This window comes from Pseudoalteromonas sp. UBA2102, from assembly GCF_002331165.1.
Classification (GTDB): domain Bacteria; phylum Pseudomonadota; class Gammaproteobacteria; order Enterobacterales; family Alteromonadaceae; genus Pseudoalteromonas; species Pseudoalteromonas atlantica.
In genome coordinates this window covers 1-20973 of record NZ_DCYU01000018.1, presented here as the reverse complement: position 1 = coordinate 20973, position 20973 = coordinate 1, and the positions used below count along the sequence as shown (strand labels likewise).

The window sequence follows — 20973 nt, the reverse complement described above, 5'->3', positions numbered from 1 at the left end:
GAGCAGGACGCGGAAGCTTTGCTCGGTTTTTACTTAGCCCACTAGGTTACAAACCTCGCGCCGCGATTTAATCGCCCCTAGATTGAACAAATTTCAATCCGCAAAGTTCAACACGCCCTAATTACTTTTACCCCGAAAAAGAACTGAGTGTACCTGTTGATGTAAGCGTTCACTACAGCTCAGACCTAGAATTTGTAGAGCAAGTAACGCTTGAAGTTGCTCGCCAAGTACTAATTGACCATGAGTGGGGGGTTGATGATTACAATACCTTTGTGGTGTATCACACCTTTGATAACTCAAGCATTAACTTTACCGTAATGCTGCGCGCAAAAGAGTACTTTAATCGGTTTTGGGTTAAATCTGCTTTTATTAAAGCGCTACATAAACGCTATAACCAAGAAGGTATTGTGATCCCCTTCCCTATTACAGCTATTAACACAGCGCAAGAAGCCGCTAATTTTAATAGCGATAAAAATTAAGCGCGAGATAGGCTCGCGCTTAAATTGCTTTAAAATTTATAGGTTACTTGGCCTACTATTTCTCGTGGGCTGCCTGGGAAGTGACCGTTACGCTCACTAAAGCCACTTACTGCGTATTCTTTATCAAATATATTATTAATATTTACGCTTAATAACACATCGTCAAAGCGCGTAGTCCAGCTCATATCAAATACAGTAAAGGGTTTAACTTTTTGGCCATCTTGGCTTATTTGCTCGCTTACGTAATTTGCGCCAAATGCTATAGACGAGTCGATGCTATCAAGCGCAAAACGCGACCATAAACCTGCTTGGTGGCGCGGCGCATTAGCAAAGCGAGAGCCATCACCGTAGGTGCTTGAAATAGTATCGCCGGTTACACCTTCAACAACTAGTGTATCGTTGTAGGCGTAGTTAGCTGTTAGCGTCCAGTGCTCGGTTAAATCGCCCACCAGCGTTGTTTCAAATCCGCGGCTTTCTACCTCACCAATATTTAAAAGTGCTGCAATGCCGTCACCCGCGCCCGTGTCGTCTGGGTTACTCATTACTACGTTTTCTTTATTAATTTGGTAAATAGCAAAGGTGCTCATAATTTTGCCATCTAGCCATTGGTTTTTCATACCAATTTCGGTTTGTTTACCGGTTTCTGGGGTTAAGTTGCCCTCGCCTTCTACATCTTCTTGGTCACCCGATGATGCTGGGTTAAAGCTTTCTGAGTAATTTATGTATAACGAGGTATTTTCAACAGGTTGGTATGTAACGGCCACGCGCGGTGTTACATCGTTATCTGAGTAACTGTAACCGGTTTCTTTATTTAGCTCTTTAAAATAGTCGTAACGCAGGCCGGCAATCACGGTCCATTGCTCGTTAATGCTTACAACATCTTGTACGTAAACGCCAAAACGGTCGGTTTCAACACCATCGCGGTTCATGTCGGTAAGGTTATAAGTACTTGGGTCGGTTTCGCCGTAATTTAAATCAAATATGTTTAAGTTAGCCACGCCGTCCGCTTCATAACGGGCGCGTAAGTAATCGTACTCGGTATCAACTATGTGGTAGTCGCCACCAAATAATACTTGGTGTGCTAATTGGCCTTGCTCAAAGCTATAAACAAAGTCAGTGGTTAAACTTGTTTCTTCGTTGGCGCGGTATTGCTTTCGGTATTCGCGTTTAATGGTTTCGTCATCAATGTTTGCTTCACCATCGCCGTTTACATCTACCCAGCTTTGCGACTCATGGTAGGCTTGGTCGCGTTCGTTATCCATGTAACGCAGTGTGCTACTTACAGAAAAATCATCATTAAAGTAATGCTTTAGCTCGGCTTGCAGCACTAACGCTTCCATGTCTTGGTAGTCAAATGCTTCATTTGCGTTGTAACTAGGGTCAACTAAAAAGTTGCCATTATCATCTACCGGTACACCACGTAAACGGTTACCGCCTAAGTCTTGCTTAATGTAATCAATAGTGGTGGTTAGTGTGGTTGAATCGGTTAAATCAAATAATAAACCAGCGGTAAACTCACTGTTTTTTGAATCTGCATTATTACGAAAGCTGTCTTGCTCTTCGTAATAACCACCTACTCTGTATGCCATGGTGTCGGTTAAACCGCCGGTCATATCAAGTGAGGCGCCATGTGTGTTGTAATTGCCAAGCGTTAGTTTTAGCTCTTTACTTTGCGTATAACTTGGCTTTTTAGTCACATAGTTGATCATACCGCCTGGCTCACCACCACCATATAACGCAGAGGCTGGGCCTTTTAATACTTCTACACGCGCAACATTAAATAATTGCGGTACACCAAAGCCCGAGTACGGGTCGCCGCGTACGCCATCGTAAAATACATTGGCATCGTCTCTAAATCCGCGAAAAGTAACGCCCGAATAACTGTACTCACTAACCCCGGCTATTGAGCGGTATAAATCGGTGATATCGCGCGCGGCTTGGTCAATAATAAGCTGCTCGGTTAATACCTGCGCAGATTGCGGTAATTTAATAAGATCTAAATCCGTTTTAGTCCCAATTTTACTTTCGGTTTCTAGGTAAAACTGCTGAGCGCGACCTGTTACTTCTATTGTTTCAATTTCGTTATTTTGCTCGGCAAATGCCACATTAGAAAAAGCAGAAAAAGACGCAGCAATACTAAGCGCCAAGTATTTTTGGTTAAACATGTTGATCCTGAAAAGAGGTGTATAAAACGCCGCGAATGATAACGACTATCATTACTATATGCAATGCAAATAATTTCATATTCATCCTTATTTTTCGAATTAATCGCAACTAAAATAGGTACTTAAAGACTTTTTGCTCACGTTTTATACATATTCCCTTTGCCCAGTGTTGAACCAAATAAAGAACTCAGATAGTGTGTATTTTTCATACGCTTTATAATAGCAATTCGCATTAATACTTAATCATTTTGTGGGGCTAAACGTGTCGCTACTTGCGTTAAAAAATGCTCATTTACGACTGCATGGATGCAGAAGGTAGCGCAATACAGGAGCAATTACCGAGAACGACTAAATAGCGAATTTTTTGCCTAGCTATCAACACGTTTTTCTAGCATCAAAATAAACCACTTAATTAAGCGAATTGGTATCAGCTTTTTTATGAGGAGCAAACCATGTTAAACCGACTATTTTTAGGGGTTATTTTACTCTCGGCCACGGCCGTGGCGAGTGCGAATGACAGCTTAGTACGTTTTCAAAGTAATTATTCTGTTCAAGAAACGGCTAACCGTTTTGAAAAAATAGCCAGTAACAAAGGGATAACCATTTTTGCGCGGGTAAATCATCAAAAAAACGCTCAAAATGTTGATATGGAATTGGCCCCAAGTGAAGTGATTATTTTTGGTAATCCAAAGGTAGGCACACCGTTAATGCAGTGTCAGCAAAGTGTGGCGATAGACTTACCGCAAAAAGTACATATATCTCAAGACAACAATGGCCAAGTTTGGCTTACCTACAACAGCCCCACTTATTTGCAAGAACGCCACAATATAAAAGGCTGCGAAGAAGTACTTAATAAAATAGCTGTGGTGCTTAATAAGCTTTCTATGGCAACAGTGGCCAAATAATTAAAGTTATACCAAACCGCAATAATACTTAATTAAGCGAATTGGTATTAATATTAAATAACTTAAAAAAACACGCAATAAAAAACCCGTTAGCTAACGGGTTTTTTTATAAAGTTAATAACACTTTTTTACGCGTGTATTAAGACTCAATAGCCAAAAGCTCTACTTCAAAAATAAGCAGTGATGCAGGTGGAATACTGCCCACTCGCTTTTCGCCGTAGGCTAATTGGTGCGGTACATAAAATATGTATTTATCGCCTGGGCTCATAAGTTGTAAGCCTTCGGTCCAGCCTTTAATAACCTGATTTAAACCAAAGCTTATTGGCGTTTTACGCTCTACTGAGCTGTCAAATACGGTGCCATCTATTAACGTGCCGTGGTAATGCACGTTTACTTTACTAGTAGGGTTAGGTGTATTTTCGCTTTCACCTTTGTGCAGCACTTTGTACTGTAAACCTGAGGCGGTTTCTATTACGCCCTCTACTTTTGCGTTAGCGACAAGGTAGTCGGCTTCAATTTGCGCATTAATGCCAGCTTGTTGCTTTGCTTTTTTACTATTTTGAAAAATTAAAAAACAAAATATAGCGATGATCACCGCTAAAATTATATTGATCATTTAGTGTTTTTCCTCATCTTCTTCGGCTTCTTTATCTTCTTCGCTATCGCCATTAACTATGTCGGCTATATCTTTTAAGCGTGCTAAAGCAATACCGTTAACAGAATCTTCTGGGTATTCGCCGTCAATAATATCGCCGGCATCAATATCCATTAATAAGTTAAGTGCTTGGTCTACAGTTTCTACTGCGTAAATATTAAATTTACCGCGCTCAACCGCTTCAAGTATTTCATCATCAAGTACTAAGTTAACTTGGTTAGATTTTGGAATAATAACGCCTTGCTCGCCTGTTAAGCCGCGCATTTTACACAGCTTAAAAAAGCCTTCTATTTTTTCGTTTACACCGCCAATGGCTTGCACATCACCGTGTTGGTTAATAGAGCCTGTAAGGGCAATAGACTGGCTAATAGGCAAACTGGTAATAGCCGATATAAGCGCACATAACTCAGCAAGTGAGGCGCTATCGCCATCTATATACCCGTAGCTTTGCTCTATCGCTATGTTAGCACTTAGCGTTAAGCTAAAATGCTGGGCATATTTGTTACCTAAATAACCGGTAAGTAGCATTACACCTTTTGAGTGAATTGCTTTACCTAGCTCGGCTTCACGCTCAACATCTATTACACCATCGGCACCGGCGTATACGGTGGCGGTAATACGCGCGGGTGTACCAAACGACGTATCGCCAATGTGCAACACTGTTAAGCCGTTTACTTTACCAATGGCTTGGCCTTGTGTGGCAATAAGCGTGTGGCCTTCTTTTATATCGCTTAGCATGTTTTCGCTTATTTGGCCGGTGCGGTACTGCTTACCTTCAATGGCTTCATCAATATGATGCGCATCAATCAGTGTTTGCTTATCTTGCTTGGCGTAAAAGCTGGCCTCAGCCACCAGTTCAAGCACATCGGCAAAGCGCGCCGATAATTTATTATGGTGCTCTGCTTGGCGGTAGCTAAATTTAAGTAACCGCACCATGGCGACCTCTGTGGTAGTGCACTTTAACGTTTGCTGGCAGTACTCACTCACTTTAGTAATAAATTGGTACTGAAGCTTATCGCTACTTGGTAAATAATAATCAAAGTCGGCAAGTACTCTAAACAGCTCTGCAAATTCTTCATCGTACTCACCTATGGTGTAATACAAATCGCGCGAGCCTAATAAAATAATTTTTACATCAAGAGGAATTAATTGCGGGCGCAGTGTAAAACTGCTGCCTACTGAGCTGTCTTGATACGGTAGGTCGTTTTTAATTTGGTGCGTTTTAAGCGAAAGCTTTAAACCATCCCACACTTGCGGGTTGGCCATTACTTTTTCGGCATCCATAATTAAGTAACCGCCATTTGCACGGTGCAATGCACCAGGCTGTATAGAGCGATAACTGGTTATAAGCGAGCCTTGCGATGTTGAATACTCAATTTTGCCAAATATATTGCCAAATGTTGGGTTTGGCTCATACACCACAGGTGCGGCATCGTCTTCTTTAAATTCAACTAAAATATTAGGCGCAAAAAAGTCGGTAAGCATGCCTTTACGGTCAAAGTCTTCTTTGCTTTCTTCGCTTTCATCTTCATCGTCTAGCCACTCAAGTACTGCATCAATTATTTCTACACGAATATCTTTTAAGTAGCGCAGCACTCCAATATGTGCAGCGTATTTATGCTCTAAGTCTTTTAATAATGGCTTTGTAGCTTGCTCGGCTGTGGCCTTTTTTAGATTACGCTGTTTTTCTTTTGATTCGCGTTTCCAGCGAGGCAGCTCAATCAGCGCTTCAATTAAGGCATCTTCTAGTTTTTCTATTTTTTCAAAAAACTCATCACGAAGCTCTTCATCTAGGGCGGCAAATTCGTTATCGCTTAACTGCCTGCCTTCAACTAAAGGCGCAAAACCTACGGCGTTTTTCTCTTCTATTAGCGCTACGCTTTGCTCAAGCGCCATTTCTTCTACTGCGGTGATAGCGCTGTCGTAAGCGTCGTTAAATTCGCTCTCGATTGACTTTTTTTTGCGTTGATAAGCTGGGTTATCAAACGCTGCCGGAAAGGTGTCGAGTACCTCATCTAAAAATGAGTCTATGTCATCACTTAACTGCTTGCTTTGCCCTGCTTGCATAAATAGCGCAATTGGCTCGCGGTGGTCGTCGTAATTATTAACATACAACCACTCGTTAGGTGTGGGGCGATCTTTTGCGTGTTGTTTAAGTTTGTCTTTTACGAGTGTAAATCGGCCATGCGCGGCCTCACCCATTACATAAACATTGTAGCCTGGCAGCTCCATCCCAAGTGAAAAGTCGAGCGCACTTTGGGCGCGTTGTTGGCCTATAAAGGTAAGTTGCTCTGGGTATGGATTGCTCATACACGTGCTAACGTGATTAGTAGAAATGCTCGGTGCGAGCTGTGAAACAGATAATGGCAGCAGTTTTTTCGTCATTCTAACTTCTTTTTGTACCAACATACTCGCTGGCTTTGGGCGTATTAAGTGGCCTACAAGCCACTTAATACATATATTTAGGGTTGTAATGCCTTACGGCTAAAATAAATACCATCACATTCAATGCACGGTGTAATTTGTGTAGCGTGATAAATATCAAAACTATGGGTGCAATTCTTACATACTAATGTGCCCATGGCTATCCATTCGCCTGCGTGATACATCCCGTTGTGCTTAAAATCTTGACTAAGAGACTGCCATTCAAGCTGGGTTTTGTCCTCTATGTGTGAAAGCTCATACCATAACGACTCTTTAAGCTCTTGCCATGCAAGCGAATTATAGTGCGATTCGTTTTCTTGAACGTGTTCTATGTCGCGCTGCAAATAACTTTTATAGAGTCCGTATTTTTCTTTGCCTAGGTCTTTAAGTGCTTGCTCAGATTCAACAAATCGGGTCATTGCATCTTTTACTTCGTGATCTTTTACATCTTTTAGCCAATTAGTTAAATCGTTAAGCCATGTTTTATAATCTGCCATTTTATACTCCATCAAAATCAAGGGCGTGTTGGCCTTTAACATAGATAAGTATAGGTTAACCTGCACTGAAAGTGAGATTTTAACAAAACCGTGCTTATACGCTGTGATTAGGCTTTTATTTGGGGTATCCTATCGGCAATTTTTTATTAGTTTGCAAGAAGTCTGGAATCATAGATGCAAGAGCAATATAACCCGCAAGACATAGAGTCAAAAGTCCAAAGTTACTGGGAAGAAAACCAGGTATTTAAAGTCACCGAAGATGAGAGCAAAGAAAAGTATTACTGTCTTTCTATGTTCCCATATCCAAGTGGCCGACTGCATATGGGTCATGTGCGTAATTACACCATTGGTGATGTTGTTTCTCGTTTCCAGCGCCTGCAAGGCAAAAACGTAATGCAGCCAATGGGTTGGGATGCGTTTGGTTTACCTGCAGAAAACGCCGCTATCAAAAACAAAACAGCGCCAGCTAAGTGGACGTACGAAAACATTGATTACATGCGTAACCAACTTAAGCAATTAGGCTTTGGTTACGACTGGGATCGTGAAATAGCCACGTGTCACCCAGAATACTACAAATGGGAACAATGGTTTTTCACTAAGCTGTACGAAAAAGGCTTAGTGTACAAAAAAATGTCAACGGTTAACTGGGATCCAGTTGATCAAACTGTACTTGCTAACGAGCAAGTTATAGATGGCCGCGGATGGCGCTCTGGTGCAGTGGTTGAGCAAAAAGAAATTCCACAGTGGTTTATTAAAATTACTGACTACGCACAAGAGCTTTTAGATGACTTAGACAAGTTAGAAGACTGGCCTGAGCAAGTTAAAACCATGCAGCGTAACTGGATTGGTCGCTCTGAAGGGTTAGACATTGAGTTTACGCGTACCGACAACAACGAAAAGTTTAGCGTATACACTACACGTCCAGATACATTTATGGGTGTAACTTACCTAGCCGTTGCCGGTGGCCACCCTATTGCGCAAGAAGCCGCTAAAAACAGCGATGCAATTGCAATGTTTGTTGAAGAATGCAAAAACACCAAAGTTGCCGAAGCAGACATGGCCACTATGGAGAAAAAAGGCATTGCAACAGGCTTTTACGCGACTCACCCATTAACGGGCGAGCAAGTTCCAATTTGGGTTGCTAACTTTGTATTAATGCATTACGGCTCAGGTGCGGTGATGGCAGTACCTGCACACGACCAACGCGACTATGAATTTGCCACAGCATACGGCCTAGACATAAAACAAGTAATTGCACCAGTTGAAGGCTCAGAGCTTGAAGTAAATTTAAAAGAAGAAGCATTCACTGAAAAAGGCGTGTTAGTTAATTCTGGCGAATTTGATGGCCTTGATTTTGAAGGCGCATTTAACGCTATTGCCGACAAACTAGAAGCACTGGGTGTGGGTGAGCGTAAAGTTAACTTCCGCTTACGTGACTGGGGTGTTAGCCGCCAGCGTTACTGGGGTTCACCAATCCCAATGCTGAGCGACGAAAACGGTAACGAATTAGCCGCCACCGAAGAAATGCTGCCAGTACGTTTACCAGAAGATGTAGTTATGAATGGCGTTACTTCGCCAATCAAAGCAGACCCAGAATGGGCAAAAGCAACGGTAAACGGCGTACCAGCAACACATGAAACAGATACCTTTGACACCTTTATGGAGTCGTCTTGGTACTACGCACGTTACTGTAGCCCGCGTCACGATGAAGGCATGCTAGACCCAGCAGCAGCTAACTATTGGTTACCAGTAAACCAATACATAGGTGGTATTGAGCACGCTATTTTACACTTATTGTATTCGCGTTTTTTCCATAAGTTATTACGTGATTTTGGTTTAGTAAATTCAGACGAGCCATTCGATCGCTTACTTTGTCAGGGCATGGTACTTGCCGAAACGTTCTACCGTAAAGATGAAAAAGGCGGTGACGTATGGATTTCGCCAAGCGATGTAAATACCGAAACTGACGAAAAAGGCCGCGTAACTAAAGCATGGCACAAAGAAGATGGTGAACCTGTGTTCTCATCGGGCATGAGCAAAATGTCTAAGTCTAAAAACAACGGTATAGACCCACAAGAAGTAATTGCCCAATACGGTGCAGATACTGTGCGTTTATTTATGATGTTTACCGCACCACCAGAGCAAACGCTTGAATGGTCAGACTCAGGCGTAGAAGGCGCGCACCGCTTCTTAAAACGTATTTGGAAATACGCAGTAGATGTGAAAACAGTTGGCTACCAAGCACTTGATAAATCAGCGCTTAGTAACCCACAAAAAGTACTGCGTCGTGAGCTACACAAAGCCATTGCAAAAGTGAGCGATGATATTGAGCGTCGTCAAACGTTTAACACTGCAATTGCTGCCATTATGGAGCTCTCTAATAAGTTATTAAAAGCGCCGTTAAACGATACGCAAGATGTTGCTATTGCTAACGAAGCATTAGAAGCCCTACTTATTATGCTTGCGCCAATTACGCCGCATTTATCGCACCAGTTATGGCAAGAGCTTGGTAAAGAGGGTGACATTTTAGATGCAGCATGGCCTAAAGTAGACGAGTCTGCCCTTGTTGAAGATGAAAAATTAATCATCGTACAAGTAAACGGCAAACTACGCGCTAAGCTAACTGTAGCCGCCGATGCAACACAAGAGCAGGTAGAGGCACTTGCGTTTGCAGAGTCTAACGTAACTAAATTTACTGATGGCGCAACCATTCGTAAAATTATTTACGTACCGGGTAAACTACTTAACGTGGTAGCTAACTAAATGGTTAGCTTTAACACCCTTAAAAACACATTAGCCTTAGTGCTAATGTGTTTTGTGTTATCTAGCTGTGGCTTTCATTTAAAGAAAGCCTCTAGCCTGCCCGATAACCTTAAAACGCTTACACTTAAAGGTGATGATGAAAAATCATCGTTATTTTTAAACCTTAAAAAAGAGCTTAAAGCCAGTAACGTAGAACTGACGCCTTCGGCTAAAAATGTTGCCCAGCTTTACTTACGCAAAGAAAGTATTGAGCGCCAAACCTTATCGTTGTTTCAAAATGGTCAGGTGGCTGAATACGAGCTTGCCTACGGGGTAAGCTATGTTGTTAAACGCCCAGGCGAAAAAGCCATAGAAAAACGCTTTGAGCTTTATCGTAACTACCAAGACGACCCCGATCACGCACTTGCAAAAGCAAAAGAGCTTGAGCTGCTTATTAGCGAAATTCGTAAGCAAGCCAGTGGTCGTATTGTTAGAGAGCTGTCGCAACTATAATGCGCTGTTATGCTAATCAGTTACCGAGTGAATTAAATAAAGGTTTGAAACCCTTTTATTTAGTGTTTGGTGAAGAACCGTTTCAAGAAGCGCAATGTGTGCAGCAAATACGCGACACAGCAAAAGCCCAAGGCTTTGATGAGGTAATTAAATTTACCCTAATGCAAGGGTTTGATTGGCAAGAAATTATAGCTCAATATCAAAGCATGTCTTTGTTTAGTGCGCGCACTATAATTGAGCTTGATTTAAACCAACAAAAACCTGGCACCCCAGGAAGTAATACCTTTAAAAAAATAGTCGAGTTAATTAACCCTGATACCATTTTAATTGTAAAAGGGGCTAAAGCCAGCCAAGACGTACAACGTGGCGCCTGGTTTAAAGCGCTCGATAAACACGGTGTATTTGTACCGTGCTACCCGCTTGCAGGGAATCATTTAAAACGCTGGTTAGATGAACAAGTAGCGCGCCTTTCTCTAAATATGCAAAACGAAGCAAAGCTGAGCTTAATTAACGCTACCGAAGGTAATTTGTTAGCGTGTTTTCAGGAGCTCGAAAAGCTCTCGCTACTGCATGGTAATGCCTTAATAACCCAGCAACTTGTGATGCAAGGGCTATTAAATCAAGCCAAGTTTGATATTTTTGATTTAAGTGATGCCCTATTAAATGGCCACGCCAAGCAAGCAATTAAAGTACTTAATAAACTGGCCAGCGATAACACCGAAGTGGTGAGTATTTTATGGGCTATAAATAAAGAACTCACCAGTTTGCTCACTATTCAGCAAGGGCTTTTAAATGGCGAGCCTATCGCACAGTTATTTAAAAAAAATGGTATTTGGAAAAACCAGCAAGGCCCAGTGCGAAATGCAATTAACCGCTTAAATATTAATACACTTGAGCAAATAAGCAGTGAGCTTGCACTGTTTGATTCAAGCTACAAACAAGGTAACTTAATTACGCCTTACCAAGCGCTTGCCCATATTTGTATTAAGTTTTGCCAGCCGCTTGATATTCCAATGCCTTGCCACGCACTTAACTAAAGATTTTTAACATGATTGCAATTTTTGGCGGCACCTTCGACCCCGTGCATTTAGGCCACCTAAATATGGCCTCACAGTGTGTAAATACATTTAACTTATCCACGTTGTACTTTATGCCCTGTGCCCTGCCCGCGCACAAAGCTGCGCCGGGTATAAGTACAGCGCACCGTATTAATATGCTCAATGCCGCTATTGCCCCTTACCCTCATTTTGCACTTGATTTAAGAGAGCTTAATCGTACTGGGCCTTCTTACTCATTGTTGAGTTTACAAGAGCTAAGAGCTGAGCACCCAGATACGCCAATTCTTTTTTTAATGGGCATGGACTCGTTTAATAACCTCGACAAATGGTATGAATGGCAAGCAATTACACAGCTATGCCATATAGTGGTTTATCATCGCCCGGGGCAAACATGTAACCCAAATAAGGCGCTTAAAAGCTATATCAGTAATGCCCACACTGAAGCGCCACAGCAACTTGCCACAAACAACTTTGGTAAGCTTTATTTTTTACCTGGTGAAACCCTTGATGCTGCCTCAAGCACTATTCGAGAGCAATTAAAAAAAACCAATAAAAATAATGAACTATTACCCGAACCTGTCAGTCACTACATTAAGCAACACCAGCTTTATCAAAGTGATGATTAAAACCCCCTAGCATGTTAAAATGCACGCTATTAAATTTAAAATTGAGACAATACCTTGGATTCGAAACAACTACTTGCCTTTGCACTAGACAAAATTGACGATATGAAAGCACGCGACGTGGTACAACTAGACGTACGTGACAGCTCAGACATTACCGATTACATGGTTGTGTGTTCGGGTACTTCTAAGCGTCATGTGCAATCAATTGCCGATAACGTAGCAAAAGAAGCTCGCCACGCTGGCGAAGAACCTTTAGGTTACGAAGGTCAAGACGAAGGCGAATGGGTACTGGTAGATTTAGGTGATGTAGTTGTACACGTGATGCAAGATCACGCACGTAGCTATTACGATCTAGAAAAACTGTGGGGCTAAGCGCCACTATTTTTTAATTGAGCTTGGAAGTAATACGTGAAAATACAAATGATTGCCGTTGGCACAAAAATGCCAGCGTGGGTAGAGACCGGATTTGCAGAGTACCAACGCCGTTTTCCTAAAGATATGGCGCTTGAGTTAATAGAAATTCCGGCCGGTAAACGCGGTAAAAATGCCGATATTAAACGCATTTTACACACCGAAGGTGAAAAAACCTTAGCCGCTATTCCAAAAGGCAATCGCATTGTTACCCTAGAGGTAACAGGTAAACCACTTGATACTCACCAGCTTGCTAAAAATATGGAAAAGTGGCAGCTCGATGGCCGCGACGTTAGTTTGCTTATTGGCGGCCCTGAAGGGTTAGCCCCTGAGTGCATTGCCGCCTCTGAGCAAAAATGGTCGTTATCTAACTTAACGTTACCGCACCCTTTAGTGCGTATTATTGTTGCCGAAAGCCTATACCGAGGCTGGAGCTTAAATAACAACCATCCTTATCATCGCGAGTAACGCCTTGTTATGATTAAGCAAAGACCCACAATACGCGACCATTCCGCTGAGGCAAACTTATTTGCACGGCGCGCATTTGTGGGTTTTATTTTTGTTTTAGGCTTAGTGGCAATTTTGCTTTCTAATCTTTATACCATTCAGGTAGAAGAACACACAGACTATCAAACCCGCTCTAACGATAACCGTATTAAAGTCATTCCTATTGCGCCAAACCGTGGCCTCATTTACGACCGCAACGGTGTACTGCTTGCTGAAAACAAACCCGTTTATAACCTCGAGGTTATTCCTGAAGAGGTCGACGATTTAGCTAAATCGCTTGAGCAAGTTAGCAAAATAATTACGATTACCGAGCAGCAAAAAAAAGACTTTATTGATGACATAAAGCATACGCGTCGTTTTAAGTCGCAAGTACTAAAAGCCCGCTTAGATGAAACCGAAGTGGCTCAATTTGCGGTTAATCAGCATAAATTTCCTGGCTTTAGCATTGAGGCGCGCCTTGCACGCTTTTACCCATATGGCGATACGCTAACCCATGCATTAGGCTACGTTGCCAAACTAAACCGCAAAGAACTTAATAAGTTAGAACAAGAAGACCAAGCCACAAATTACCGCGCTACGCACGATATTGGTAAACTTGGCATAGAAAAATATTACGAGCAGCTTTTGCATGGCCAAGTCGGCTCTCAACGCGTTGAAGTAAATAACCGCGGCCGTGTTATTCGCACATTAAGTATGACCCCCCCACAGCCAGGCAGTGATTTAGTACTTACCTTAGATATAGGTTTACAGCAAATAGCTCAGCATGCACTTAAAGATATGCGCGGCGCGGTTGTAGTAATGGATGCCAAAGATGGCGGCGTATTAGCACTTTATTCAAACCCAAGTTATGACCCTAATTTATTTGTCCATGGTATTAGCAGTAAAGATTATAAAGCACTGCTAAACCCCGACCGCCCTCTAATTAACCGTGCCACTCAAGGGCGCTATGCGCCGGCTTCCACAGTAAAACCGCATATGGCCATACTGGCACTTGAAGAAAACATTGTCAGTGAAAGCACCTCGGTGTGGGATCCTGGATTTTTTCAAATACCGAATGTTGAACATAAATGGCGCGATTGGAAACGTTGGGGCCACGGCCACGTAGATGTTTACAAAGCGATTGAAGAGTCGTGCGATACTTACTTTTACGATGCGGCATATCGCTTAGGCATAACAAAAATTAGTAATTTTATGGCCCGCTTTGGCTTTGGTGACTTATCGGGAATAGACATACACGAAGAAACCACAGCCATACTGCCCTCAAAAGAGTGGAAAGAAGGCCGCTTTAAAGAGTCGTGGTGGCGTGGCGATACTATTTCAGTGGGGATTGGCCAAGGGTATTGGACTGCCACCCCTATTCAAATTGCTAACGCGACTAACATATTGGTTAATAAAGGCATAAACCACCCGCCGCATTTAGCACAAGTGGCTAAAAAAGAAGACCAAGTGACGCAAATTAATAACGAAGAAAAACCGCCGGTGGTACTTAATAACCCTGATAACTGGCGTATCGCGCTCGATGCCATGCACAATACCGTAAAAAAAGTAACAGGAACGGCACACCGTGCATTTAAAGGCGCTAATTATGATCCTGCGGGTAAAACAGGCACAGCGCAAGTAGTGAGTATTGCCCAAGGTGAGCGTTACGATGCAAAATCACTAAAGGAGCGCCAACGCGATAACGCGATTTATATTGGATTTGCTCCGTATGACGACCCTAAAATTGTGGTTTCAATTGTGGTAGAAAACACCGGTGGCGGCAGCTCTGTGGGGGCACCTATTGCACGTGAGCTAATGGATTACTATTTTGCAGCAAACCCAATAGAAGTTGCTAGGAATACAGCGCAATGACCGTATTAAACACCCAGCGCTCGATATGGATGCGCATGCATTTAGACTTACCGTTACTAATTGCCTTATTACTTATGATGGCAGGCAGTATCACCATAGTATATAGCGCAAGCGGCCAAGACTCGGCCATGATGATCCGCCATATCACCCGTATGGGCGGCGCTATTATAGGCATGATAGTGCTTGCACAGTTCTCCCCCGCGACTCTTAAACGCTTAGTGATCCCCCTTTACTGTGTTGGGTTACTCATGTTGGTGGGCGTATTGCTCTTTGGCGTGAGCTCAAAGGGCGCTCAGCGCTGGTTAAATTTAGGCATTACTCGCTTTCAGCCCTCAGAACTGATGAAGCTGGCGGTCCCTATGATGGTGGCTTGGTATATTGGCCGTAACCAACTTCCGCCACGTCCATTACACCTAATTATTGGCTTTGTCATCGTGATGCTGCCTACCTTATTAATTAAAGAACAGCCCGACTTAGGCACCTCAATTTTGATTGCCAGCTCAGGAATATTTGTGTTGTTTTTATCGGGTTTAAGCTGGCGTTTAATTGGCTTTTTAAGCTCGATTGTCGCACTGGCAGCATGGCCATTTTGGCACTACGGTATGCACGACTACCAAAAGCAGCGCGTATTAACGTTTTTAGACCCAGAGAGCGATCCGCTTGGCTCGGGGTATCATATTATTCAATCCAAAATAGCCATCGGCTCAGGTGGAATAGAAGGTAAAGGCTGGTTGCAAGGCACGCAATCACAACTCGAATTTTTACCAGAGCGCCATACCGACTTTATATTTTCGGTATTAAGTGAAGAGTTTGGCTTATTTGGTGTATGTGTTTTATTAAGCCTGTACTTATTTATTATCGGCCGTGGTTTATACATTGCGGTAAACGCGCAAGATGCGTTTGGTAAATTATTGGCCGGCGCCCTTACCCTCACCTTTTTTGTTTATATTTTTGTAAATATAGGTATGGTATCGGGCTTGTTGCCTGTTGTAGGTGTACCTTTACCCCTTATTAGTTATGGCGGCACCTCTATGGTGACGTTAATGGCCGGATTTGGCATTATTATGTCAATTGCGACAGATAAAAGGATGCTTTTAAAATAATGAATAAGCCTACCCAGCTGTTATTTATTTCAGCCTTAATATTTATGTTAAGCGCATGTAGTAGCGGCTCTAATAGTCGTTATCATATGGAGCACGATGCCGCACCTTTACGCGCGCCAACCGCACTTGAGATGCAAGATGCCGTTGTGGTGGATGTTAAAAAAAGTGCCAGTGCAAGTCGCCCCTACGAGGTATTAGGCAAACGTTATACGCCAATGCTTGATGAAAAAGGGTATACAGAAGAAGGGATCGCTTCGTGGTACGGCCGTAAGTTTCATGGCTACCATACCTCAAACGGTGAAATTTACGATATGTTTGCCATGAGCGCGGCCCATAAAACCTTACCCCTGCCAAGCTTTGTACGCGTTACTAATACTGCCAACAATAAATCGGTAATTGTACGTGTAAACGACCGTGGGCCGTTTCATGATGACAGAATAATAGATCTTTCGTATGCTGCTGCTTATAAATTAGGCTATTACACTCACGGTACAGCCAAGGTTAAGCTAGAGGCGATTACGCTCGACAGCATTCCTGCACGTAAAACATATATACAGGTAGCTGCGGGTAGTACGCTTAGCAATATTGAAGCATTAGCTTCTACATTACGCCTGCAGTATCAAGTACCTACTAATATAGTAAAAGCAGACAACATATATCGTTTGCATTTGGGCCCGATTAAAGATGCCCAGCATGCACAAGACGTATTAAAAAAATTAAAACAAAACCAATTTCAAAACGCGTTCTTGCTTTACACTCAGTAAGACAAATACCTAAACCACGCCAAAATGTAGGATATAGCGTTGTATTGGGGCTTAAAATCTAGGTGTTATTTTTTAAATGGCAATCCCTTTTAAAAAATAACAACACAGAAAATCAGCCTCAGTGAAACGCCCTGAAGCGTGGTTTAAAAACGATTTATACTGCGTTATTGATTTGAACAATAGAGTGACTATTATTGACAATCAATACCTTGTCTAAGTTGTTTTTAATTCCAACGACGCTCGCATCTCGGGGTAGTTTGGGTATAAGATGGACTAACGCGAATTTTTAACTTTAACCATTAATGAGTATGATGAAATCAATTAAACATAAAATCCTCAAAGGTGTATGCGGCTTAGTTTGCACAGCCGCCGTATTTTCAGCCAGCGCCCAAATTATTCCGGCTCCACCTCAAATTAATGCAAAAGGTTATTTTTTAGTAGACTTTACAACAGGTAAAGTTATTGCTGAAGGTGAAGCTGATACAAAGCTAGCCCCTGCAAGCTTAACTAAAATGATGACCAGTTATGTAATTGGTACAGAAATTAACGCCGGTAACATTGCACCAACCGATATGGTTACAGTGAGCGAAAAAGCCTGGGCAAAAAACTTCCCTGAATCGTCAAAAATGTTTATTGAAGTAGGCAAGCAAATAAGTGTTGATGAGCTTAACCATGGTATTATTATTCAATCAGGTAATGATGCATGTGTAGCCATGGCTGAGCACATTGCAGGTAGCGAAAGCGCATTTGCTGATTTAATGAATGCCCATGCCGCTAAATTAGGCATGAGCAACAGCCATTTTATTAATAGCCACGGTTTAGATACAGACGAGCATTACACTACCCCACGTGATATGGCGACGCTAGGTGCTGCACTTATTCGTGATGTACCTGATGAGTACGCACTTTATAAGCAAAAATCGTTTACTTACAACGGCATTAAACAATATAACCGTAACTCTTTGTTATGGGATGAAAGCCTAGATGTTGATGGCATTAAAACGGGTCACACATCAGAAGCAGGTTACAGCTTAGTAACGTCTGCGACTAAAAACGACATGCGTTTAATTGCGGTTGTTATGGGCACATCAAGCGAGCGCGCACGTAAAGTAGAAAGCAAAAAACTACTTAACTACGGATTTCGCTTTTTTGAAACAATTACACCTTACAAAGCAGGCGACAGCTTTGCAGAACAACGTATTTGGATGGGTAATAAAGAAAATGTATCGTTAGGTATTTTAGAAGATACCCCAATTACCATTCCACGTGGTCAACATAAAAACCTTAAAGCTAACTTTGAGCTAGACAACACACTTGAAGCACCATTAGCGAAAGGCACTAAAGTAGGTACGTTATTCTTACAACTAGAGGGCGAAGACATTGCACAATACCCACTAGTAACACTTGAAGAAGTGGAAGAAGGCAGCTTCTTTAGCAAAATTTACGACTACTTACGTTTACAAATTATGTAAACGTAAAAATAACCCGACAGTCGTTGGGTTGTTAAACGAAGCGCCTCTGTTATGAGGCGTTTTTTTTTGCTTGAAAAATGCTAGAATGCGCCCCATATAAGCAGGATCACCCTAAACCTGCCAGTCACGCTTAGCGTTATACCAATTCGGTTAATTAAGTAATCTATTTTGAGGCTGGAAAAACGTGTTGATAACTTGGCTAATAAATCGCTATTTAGTTGTTCTAAATGAGCATTTTTAACGCAGGTAGCAACACGTTTAGCCCCGCAAAATGATTAAGTCTTATTGCGGATTGATATTATCTCACGTAGCCAACATTTTTTGTTTGAGGAGTCACCGTCGTGGTTCAACCTGTTAAAAATACTAAATTTGATGAGTACCTTGAGTACCCATGTCCGTTCACATTTAAAGTTATGGGTTTAGCAAACGTTAACCTTACGGAACAAATTTTAGCTAAATTACAACCTATTGCACCTGGTGACTACGCACCAAAAGTAAAGCCAAGCAGTAAAGGCAATTATGAGTCGGTAACGTTTGTTGCCACAGTGACAAGCGGTAAACACATAGAAGAAATTTACAACGTGATCAGCAACATTGATGACGTACGCCATATGCTTTAAGCCATAGTTGAGACTTGTTGTGAACGAAAACACTTTAATCGTACGCCAACTAGGCCGTCAGCGTTACATGCCAATTTGGCAAAAAATGCAAGCCTATACCGACACCCGTGACGACAGCTCGCCAGATGAAATTTGGCTTGTAGAGCACGAGAGTGTATTTACACAAGGCCAAGCTGGTAAAGATGAGCATTTACTCGCCCCTGGTGACATAGAAGTCATTAAGGTAGACCGTGGCGGGCAAGTTACTTACCATGGCCCCGGCCAACAAATGATGTATGTATTATTTAACTTGCGCCGCTTAAAAATCGGTGTGCGCGAGCTTGTTACATGGCTTGAAGAGTGCATTATTGATACCCTTAATGAGTATGATATAAAAGCCTACGCAAAAGCCGATGCACCCGGTGTGTACGTAAACGACAGTAAAATTGCATCATTAGGATTACGTGTTCGTCGTGGTTGCTCGTTTCATGGATTAGCATTAAATGTTAACATGGACTTAAGCCCGTTTTTACGCATCAACCCGTGTGGTTATGCCGGCATGAACATGGTGCAAACGAAAGAATTAAACGGCCCTCAAAACTTAGCACAAGCAGGTGAAGGGCTGGTAAAACACATGATAAAGAAGCTTAATGCAACACAGGTTAAGCATACTGAAGGGTTTGAAAACGAATGAATAAACCAGTCAAAATGGAACCAGGTGTAAAACTACGCGACGCAGAAAAAATGGCGTTGATCCCCGTTAAAGTTTTACCTACAGAAAAAACTGAAATGTTGCGCAAGCCAGAGTGGCTTAAAATTCGCTTACCAAAATCTACCGAGCGTATCGACGGTATAAAACAAGCTATGCGCAAGCACGGCTTACACTCAGTATGTGAAGAGGCCTCGTGCCCTAACCTTTCTGAGTGTTTTAACCACGGTACTGCTACCTTTATGATTTTAGGTGCTATTTGTACTCGTCGTTGCCCATTTTGTGATGTTGCCCATGGTCGCCCACTAAAACCTGATGCAGCCGAGCCTGAAAAACTTGCACTGACAATTAAAGACATGAAGCTTAGCTACGTGGTTATTACCTCGGTTGACCGTGATGATTTACGTGATGGCGGCGCACAGCATTTTGCCGATTGTATTCGCGAAATCCGTAAGCACAATCCAACCATTACTATTGAGATTTTAGTGCCAGATTTTCGTGGCCGTATGGACCGCGCACTGGAGATTTTAATTGAAACGCCACCTGATGTGTTTAATCACAACCTAGAAACTGCCCCGCGTTTGTACAAGCTTGCGCGCCCGGGTGCCGATTATAAATGGTCGTTAGAATTACTTCGTCGCTTTAAAGAAGCGCACCCAGAGGTAAAAACTAAGTCAGGCTTAATGGTTGGCCTAGGTGAAGAAATTAGTGAAATAGAAGAAGTATTACGTGACCTACGTGCGCATAACGTTGACATGCTTACCGTTGGCCAATACTTACAGCCTTCTAAGCATCACTTGCCAGTTAAACGTTACGTGCCACCAGCGGAATTTGACGCACTAAAAGAATACGCTGATGAAATTGGCTTTACGCATGCTGCCTCTGGCCCATTTGTTCGTTCAAGCTATCACGCTGACCAACAAGCTGCAGGTAAAGAAGTTGTGAATTTCAATCCTTCTAGCAACTAAACAATGATACTTTGTACTACAACGATATTTTGTACTGCAAGGAAGAGTAAAGATGTCACACGGAATACCTAAAATTAGTGAATTTCCTTGTGACGATCGTTATTGGAGGGTCGATTGGTTTGGCGCTATTGAACGCAACCCAAACGTGCCCTCTGAGCCTTTCTTACAAATCGTAATAAGCCCTCTCATTCAAAATGAAAGCATACACTCCACAGCCAAACACCTAGCCTCCACTCATGTTACAAATTATGATGAGCAGACAGTTATAAGAATTGGTGTTGGACAGCTTCCATTTATATCTATAGGTTCAATTTGGTTAAATGGTCAATGCCAAGCTGCAAAGGCAGGTCAAACGAAGCTTTTACATATTCATATCAACGAACATACAACTAAGTACATCTCTGGTAATCACAAAATCAAAGAGAAAAACCTCGTACCCTACGAAGCCTATCGTATGGGAAAAGGTTTTATGGCTAACCTTATGGCCATCGAACATGATAATGTAGTGGTCAACTAATTTTGGCC

19 protein-coding genes and 1 pseudogene are annotated in these 20973 nt (G+C 42.3%); 16 read left to right on the top strand and 4 right to left on the bottom strand.

Annotation, left to right across the window (positions count from 1 at the left end; genetic code table 11):
* Nucleotides 1-119: 119 nt before the first annotated feature.
* Nucleotides 120-479 (top strand): annotated as a pseudogene (locus B2R65_RS01795) (mechanosensitive ion channel family protein); the annotation flags it as partial.
* 29 nt (nt 480-508) lie between these two features.
* Here the strand turns inward: B2R65_RS01795 and B2R65_RS01790 are convergent.
* Nucleotides 509-2644 carry a TonB-dependent siderophore receptor gene (locus tag B2R65_RS01790; RefSeq protein ID WP_286740591.1) on the bottom strand — a complete coding sequence of 712 codons (2136 nt, stop codon included), beginning with the start codon at nt 2642-2644 and terminating at the stop codon, nt 509-511.
* A 452-nt stretch (nt 2645-3096) separates the two neighbouring features.
* Here B2R65_RS01790 and B2R65_RS01785 point away from each other — a divergent pair, with 452 nt between their 5' ends.
* Nucleotides 3097-3549, top strand: coding sequence for a DUF302 domain-containing protein (locus tag B2R65_RS01785; RefSeq protein WP_121637212.1), 453 nt, complete (start codon nt 3097-3099; stop codon nt 3547-3549).
* 139 nt (nt 3550-3688) lie between these two features.
* Here the strand turns inward: B2R65_RS01785 and B2R65_RS01780 are convergent, their stop codons facing one another.
* The 3 genes from B2R65_RS01780 to B2R65_RS01770 all read right to left on the bottom strand — a co-directional run bounded on the left by B2R65_RS01780 (nt 3689) and on the right by B2R65_RS01770 (nt 7125).
* Nucleotides 3689-4165 carry a BamJ family beta-barrel-assembly machinery protein gene (locus B2R65_RS01780; RefSeq protein WP_029772177.1) on the bottom strand — a complete coding sequence of 159 codons (477 nt, stop codon included), beginning with the start codon at nt 4163-4165 and terminating at the stop codon, nt 3689-3691.
* Nucleotides 4166-6589, bottom strand: a complete 2424-nt coding sequence (locus tag B2R65_RS01775) for a Lon protease family protein (protein WP_286740588.1) — start codon at nt 6587-6589, stop codon at nt 4166-4168.
* A gap of 77 nt (nt 6590-6666) precedes the next feature.
* Nucleotides 6667-7125, bottom strand: coding sequence for a zinc ribbon-containing protein (locus B2R65_RS01770; protein ID WP_121637210.1), 459 nt, complete (start codon nt 7123-7125; stop codon nt 6667-6669).
* A 174-nt stretch (nt 7126-7299) separates the two neighbouring features.
* Between B2R65_RS01770 and leuS the strand changes: the two genes are divergently transcribed.
* The 14 genes from leuS to B2R65_RS01700 all read left to right on the top strand — a co-directional run bounded on the left by leuS (nt 7300) and on the right by B2R65_RS01700 (nt 20965).
* Nucleotides 7300-9888 (top strand): leucine--tRNA ligase, encoded by a 2589-nt coding sequence (gene leuS, locus B2R65_RS01765; protein ID WP_029772179.1) that lies wholly within the window; start codon nt 7300-7302, stop codon nt 9886-9888.
* Nucleotides 9889-10380 (top strand): LPS-assembly lipoprotein LptE, encoded by a 492-nt coding sequence (locus tag B2R65_RS01760; RefSeq protein WP_024033758.1) that lies wholly within the window; start codon nt 9889-9891, stop codon nt 10378-10380. It abuts the gene before it with no gap.
* Nucleotides 10380-11417, top strand: coding sequence for a DNA polymerase III subunit delta (gene holA, locus B2R65_RS01755; RefSeq protein WP_286740583.1), 1038 nt, complete (start codon nt 10380-10382; stop codon nt 11415-11417). The genes B2R65_RS01760 and holA overlap by 1 nt, the downstream gene beginning before the upstream one ends.
* Nucleotides 11418-11428: 11 nt before the next feature.
* A complete protein-coding gene (gene nadD, locus B2R65_RS01750) occupies nt 11429-12064 on the top strand; it encodes a nicotinate-nucleotide adenylyltransferase (protein ID WP_286740581.1) in 636 nt (211 codons plus the stop codon).
* 54 nt (nt 12065-12118) lie between these two features.
* Entirely contained in the window at nt 12119-12436 is a 318-nt protein-coding gene (gene rsfS, locus B2R65_RS01745; protein ID WP_024033760.1) for a ribosome silencing factor, read from the top strand.
* Nucleotides 12437-12472: 36 nt separating this feature from the next.
* Nucleotides 12473-12943, top strand: a complete 471-nt coding sequence (rlmH, locus tag B2R65_RS01740; protein WP_004585918.1) for a 23S rRNA (pseudouridine(1915)-N(3))-methyltransferase RlmH — start codon at nt 12473-12475, stop codon at nt 12941-12943.
* 9 nt (nt 12944-12952) lie between these two features.
* A complete protein-coding gene (gene mrdA / locus B2R65_RS01735; RefSeq protein WP_004585917.1) occupies nt 12953-14833 on the top strand; it encodes a penicillin-binding protein 2 in 1881 nt (626 codons plus the stop codon).
* Entirely contained in the window at nt 14830-15936 is a 1107-nt protein-coding gene (gene rodA / locus B2R65_RS01730; RefSeq protein WP_054982218.1) for a rod shape-determining protein RodA, read from the top strand. The genes mrdA and rodA overlap by 4 nt, the downstream gene beginning before the upstream one ends.
* A complete protein-coding gene (locus tag B2R65_RS01725) occupies nt 15936-16700 on the top strand; it encodes a septal ring lytic transglycosylase RlpA family protein (protein WP_054982217.1) in 765 nt (254 codons plus the stop codon). The genes rodA and B2R65_RS01725 overlap by 1 nt, the downstream gene beginning before the upstream one ends.
* Nucleotides 16701-17011: 311 nt before the next feature.
* Entirely contained in the window at nt 17012-18172 is a 1161-nt protein-coding gene (locus tag B2R65_RS01720) for a serine hydrolase (RefSeq protein WP_004585914.1), read from the top strand.
* A gap of 341 nt (nt 18173-18513) precedes the next feature.
* Nucleotides 18514-18792, top strand: a complete 279-nt coding sequence (gene ybeD, locus B2R65_RS01715; protein ID WP_024033764.1) for a DUF493 family protein YbeD — start codon at nt 18514-18516, stop codon at nt 18790-18792.
* Between the two features lie 19 nt (nt 18793-18811).
* Nucleotides 18812-19465, top strand: coding sequence for a lipoyl(octanoyl) transferase LipB (lipB, locus tag B2R65_RS01710; protein ID WP_004585912.1), 654 nt, complete (start codon nt 18812-18814; stop codon nt 19463-19465).
* Complete coding sequence (lipA, locus tag B2R65_RS01705; protein ID WP_286740571.1) at nt 19462-20448, top strand: lipoyl synthase; 987 nt, start codon at nt 19462-19464, stop codon at nt 20446-20448. Before lipB ends, lipA begins: the two co-directional genes overlap by 4 nt.
* Before the next feature lie 52 nt (nt 20449-20500).
* Nucleotides 20501-20965 carry a hypothetical protein gene (locus B2R65_RS01700; protein WP_286740569.1) on the top strand — a complete coding sequence of 155 codons (465 nt, stop codon included), beginning with the start codon at nt 20501-20503 and terminating at the stop codon, nt 20963-20965.
* Nucleotides 20966-20973: the final 8 nt, after the last annotated feature.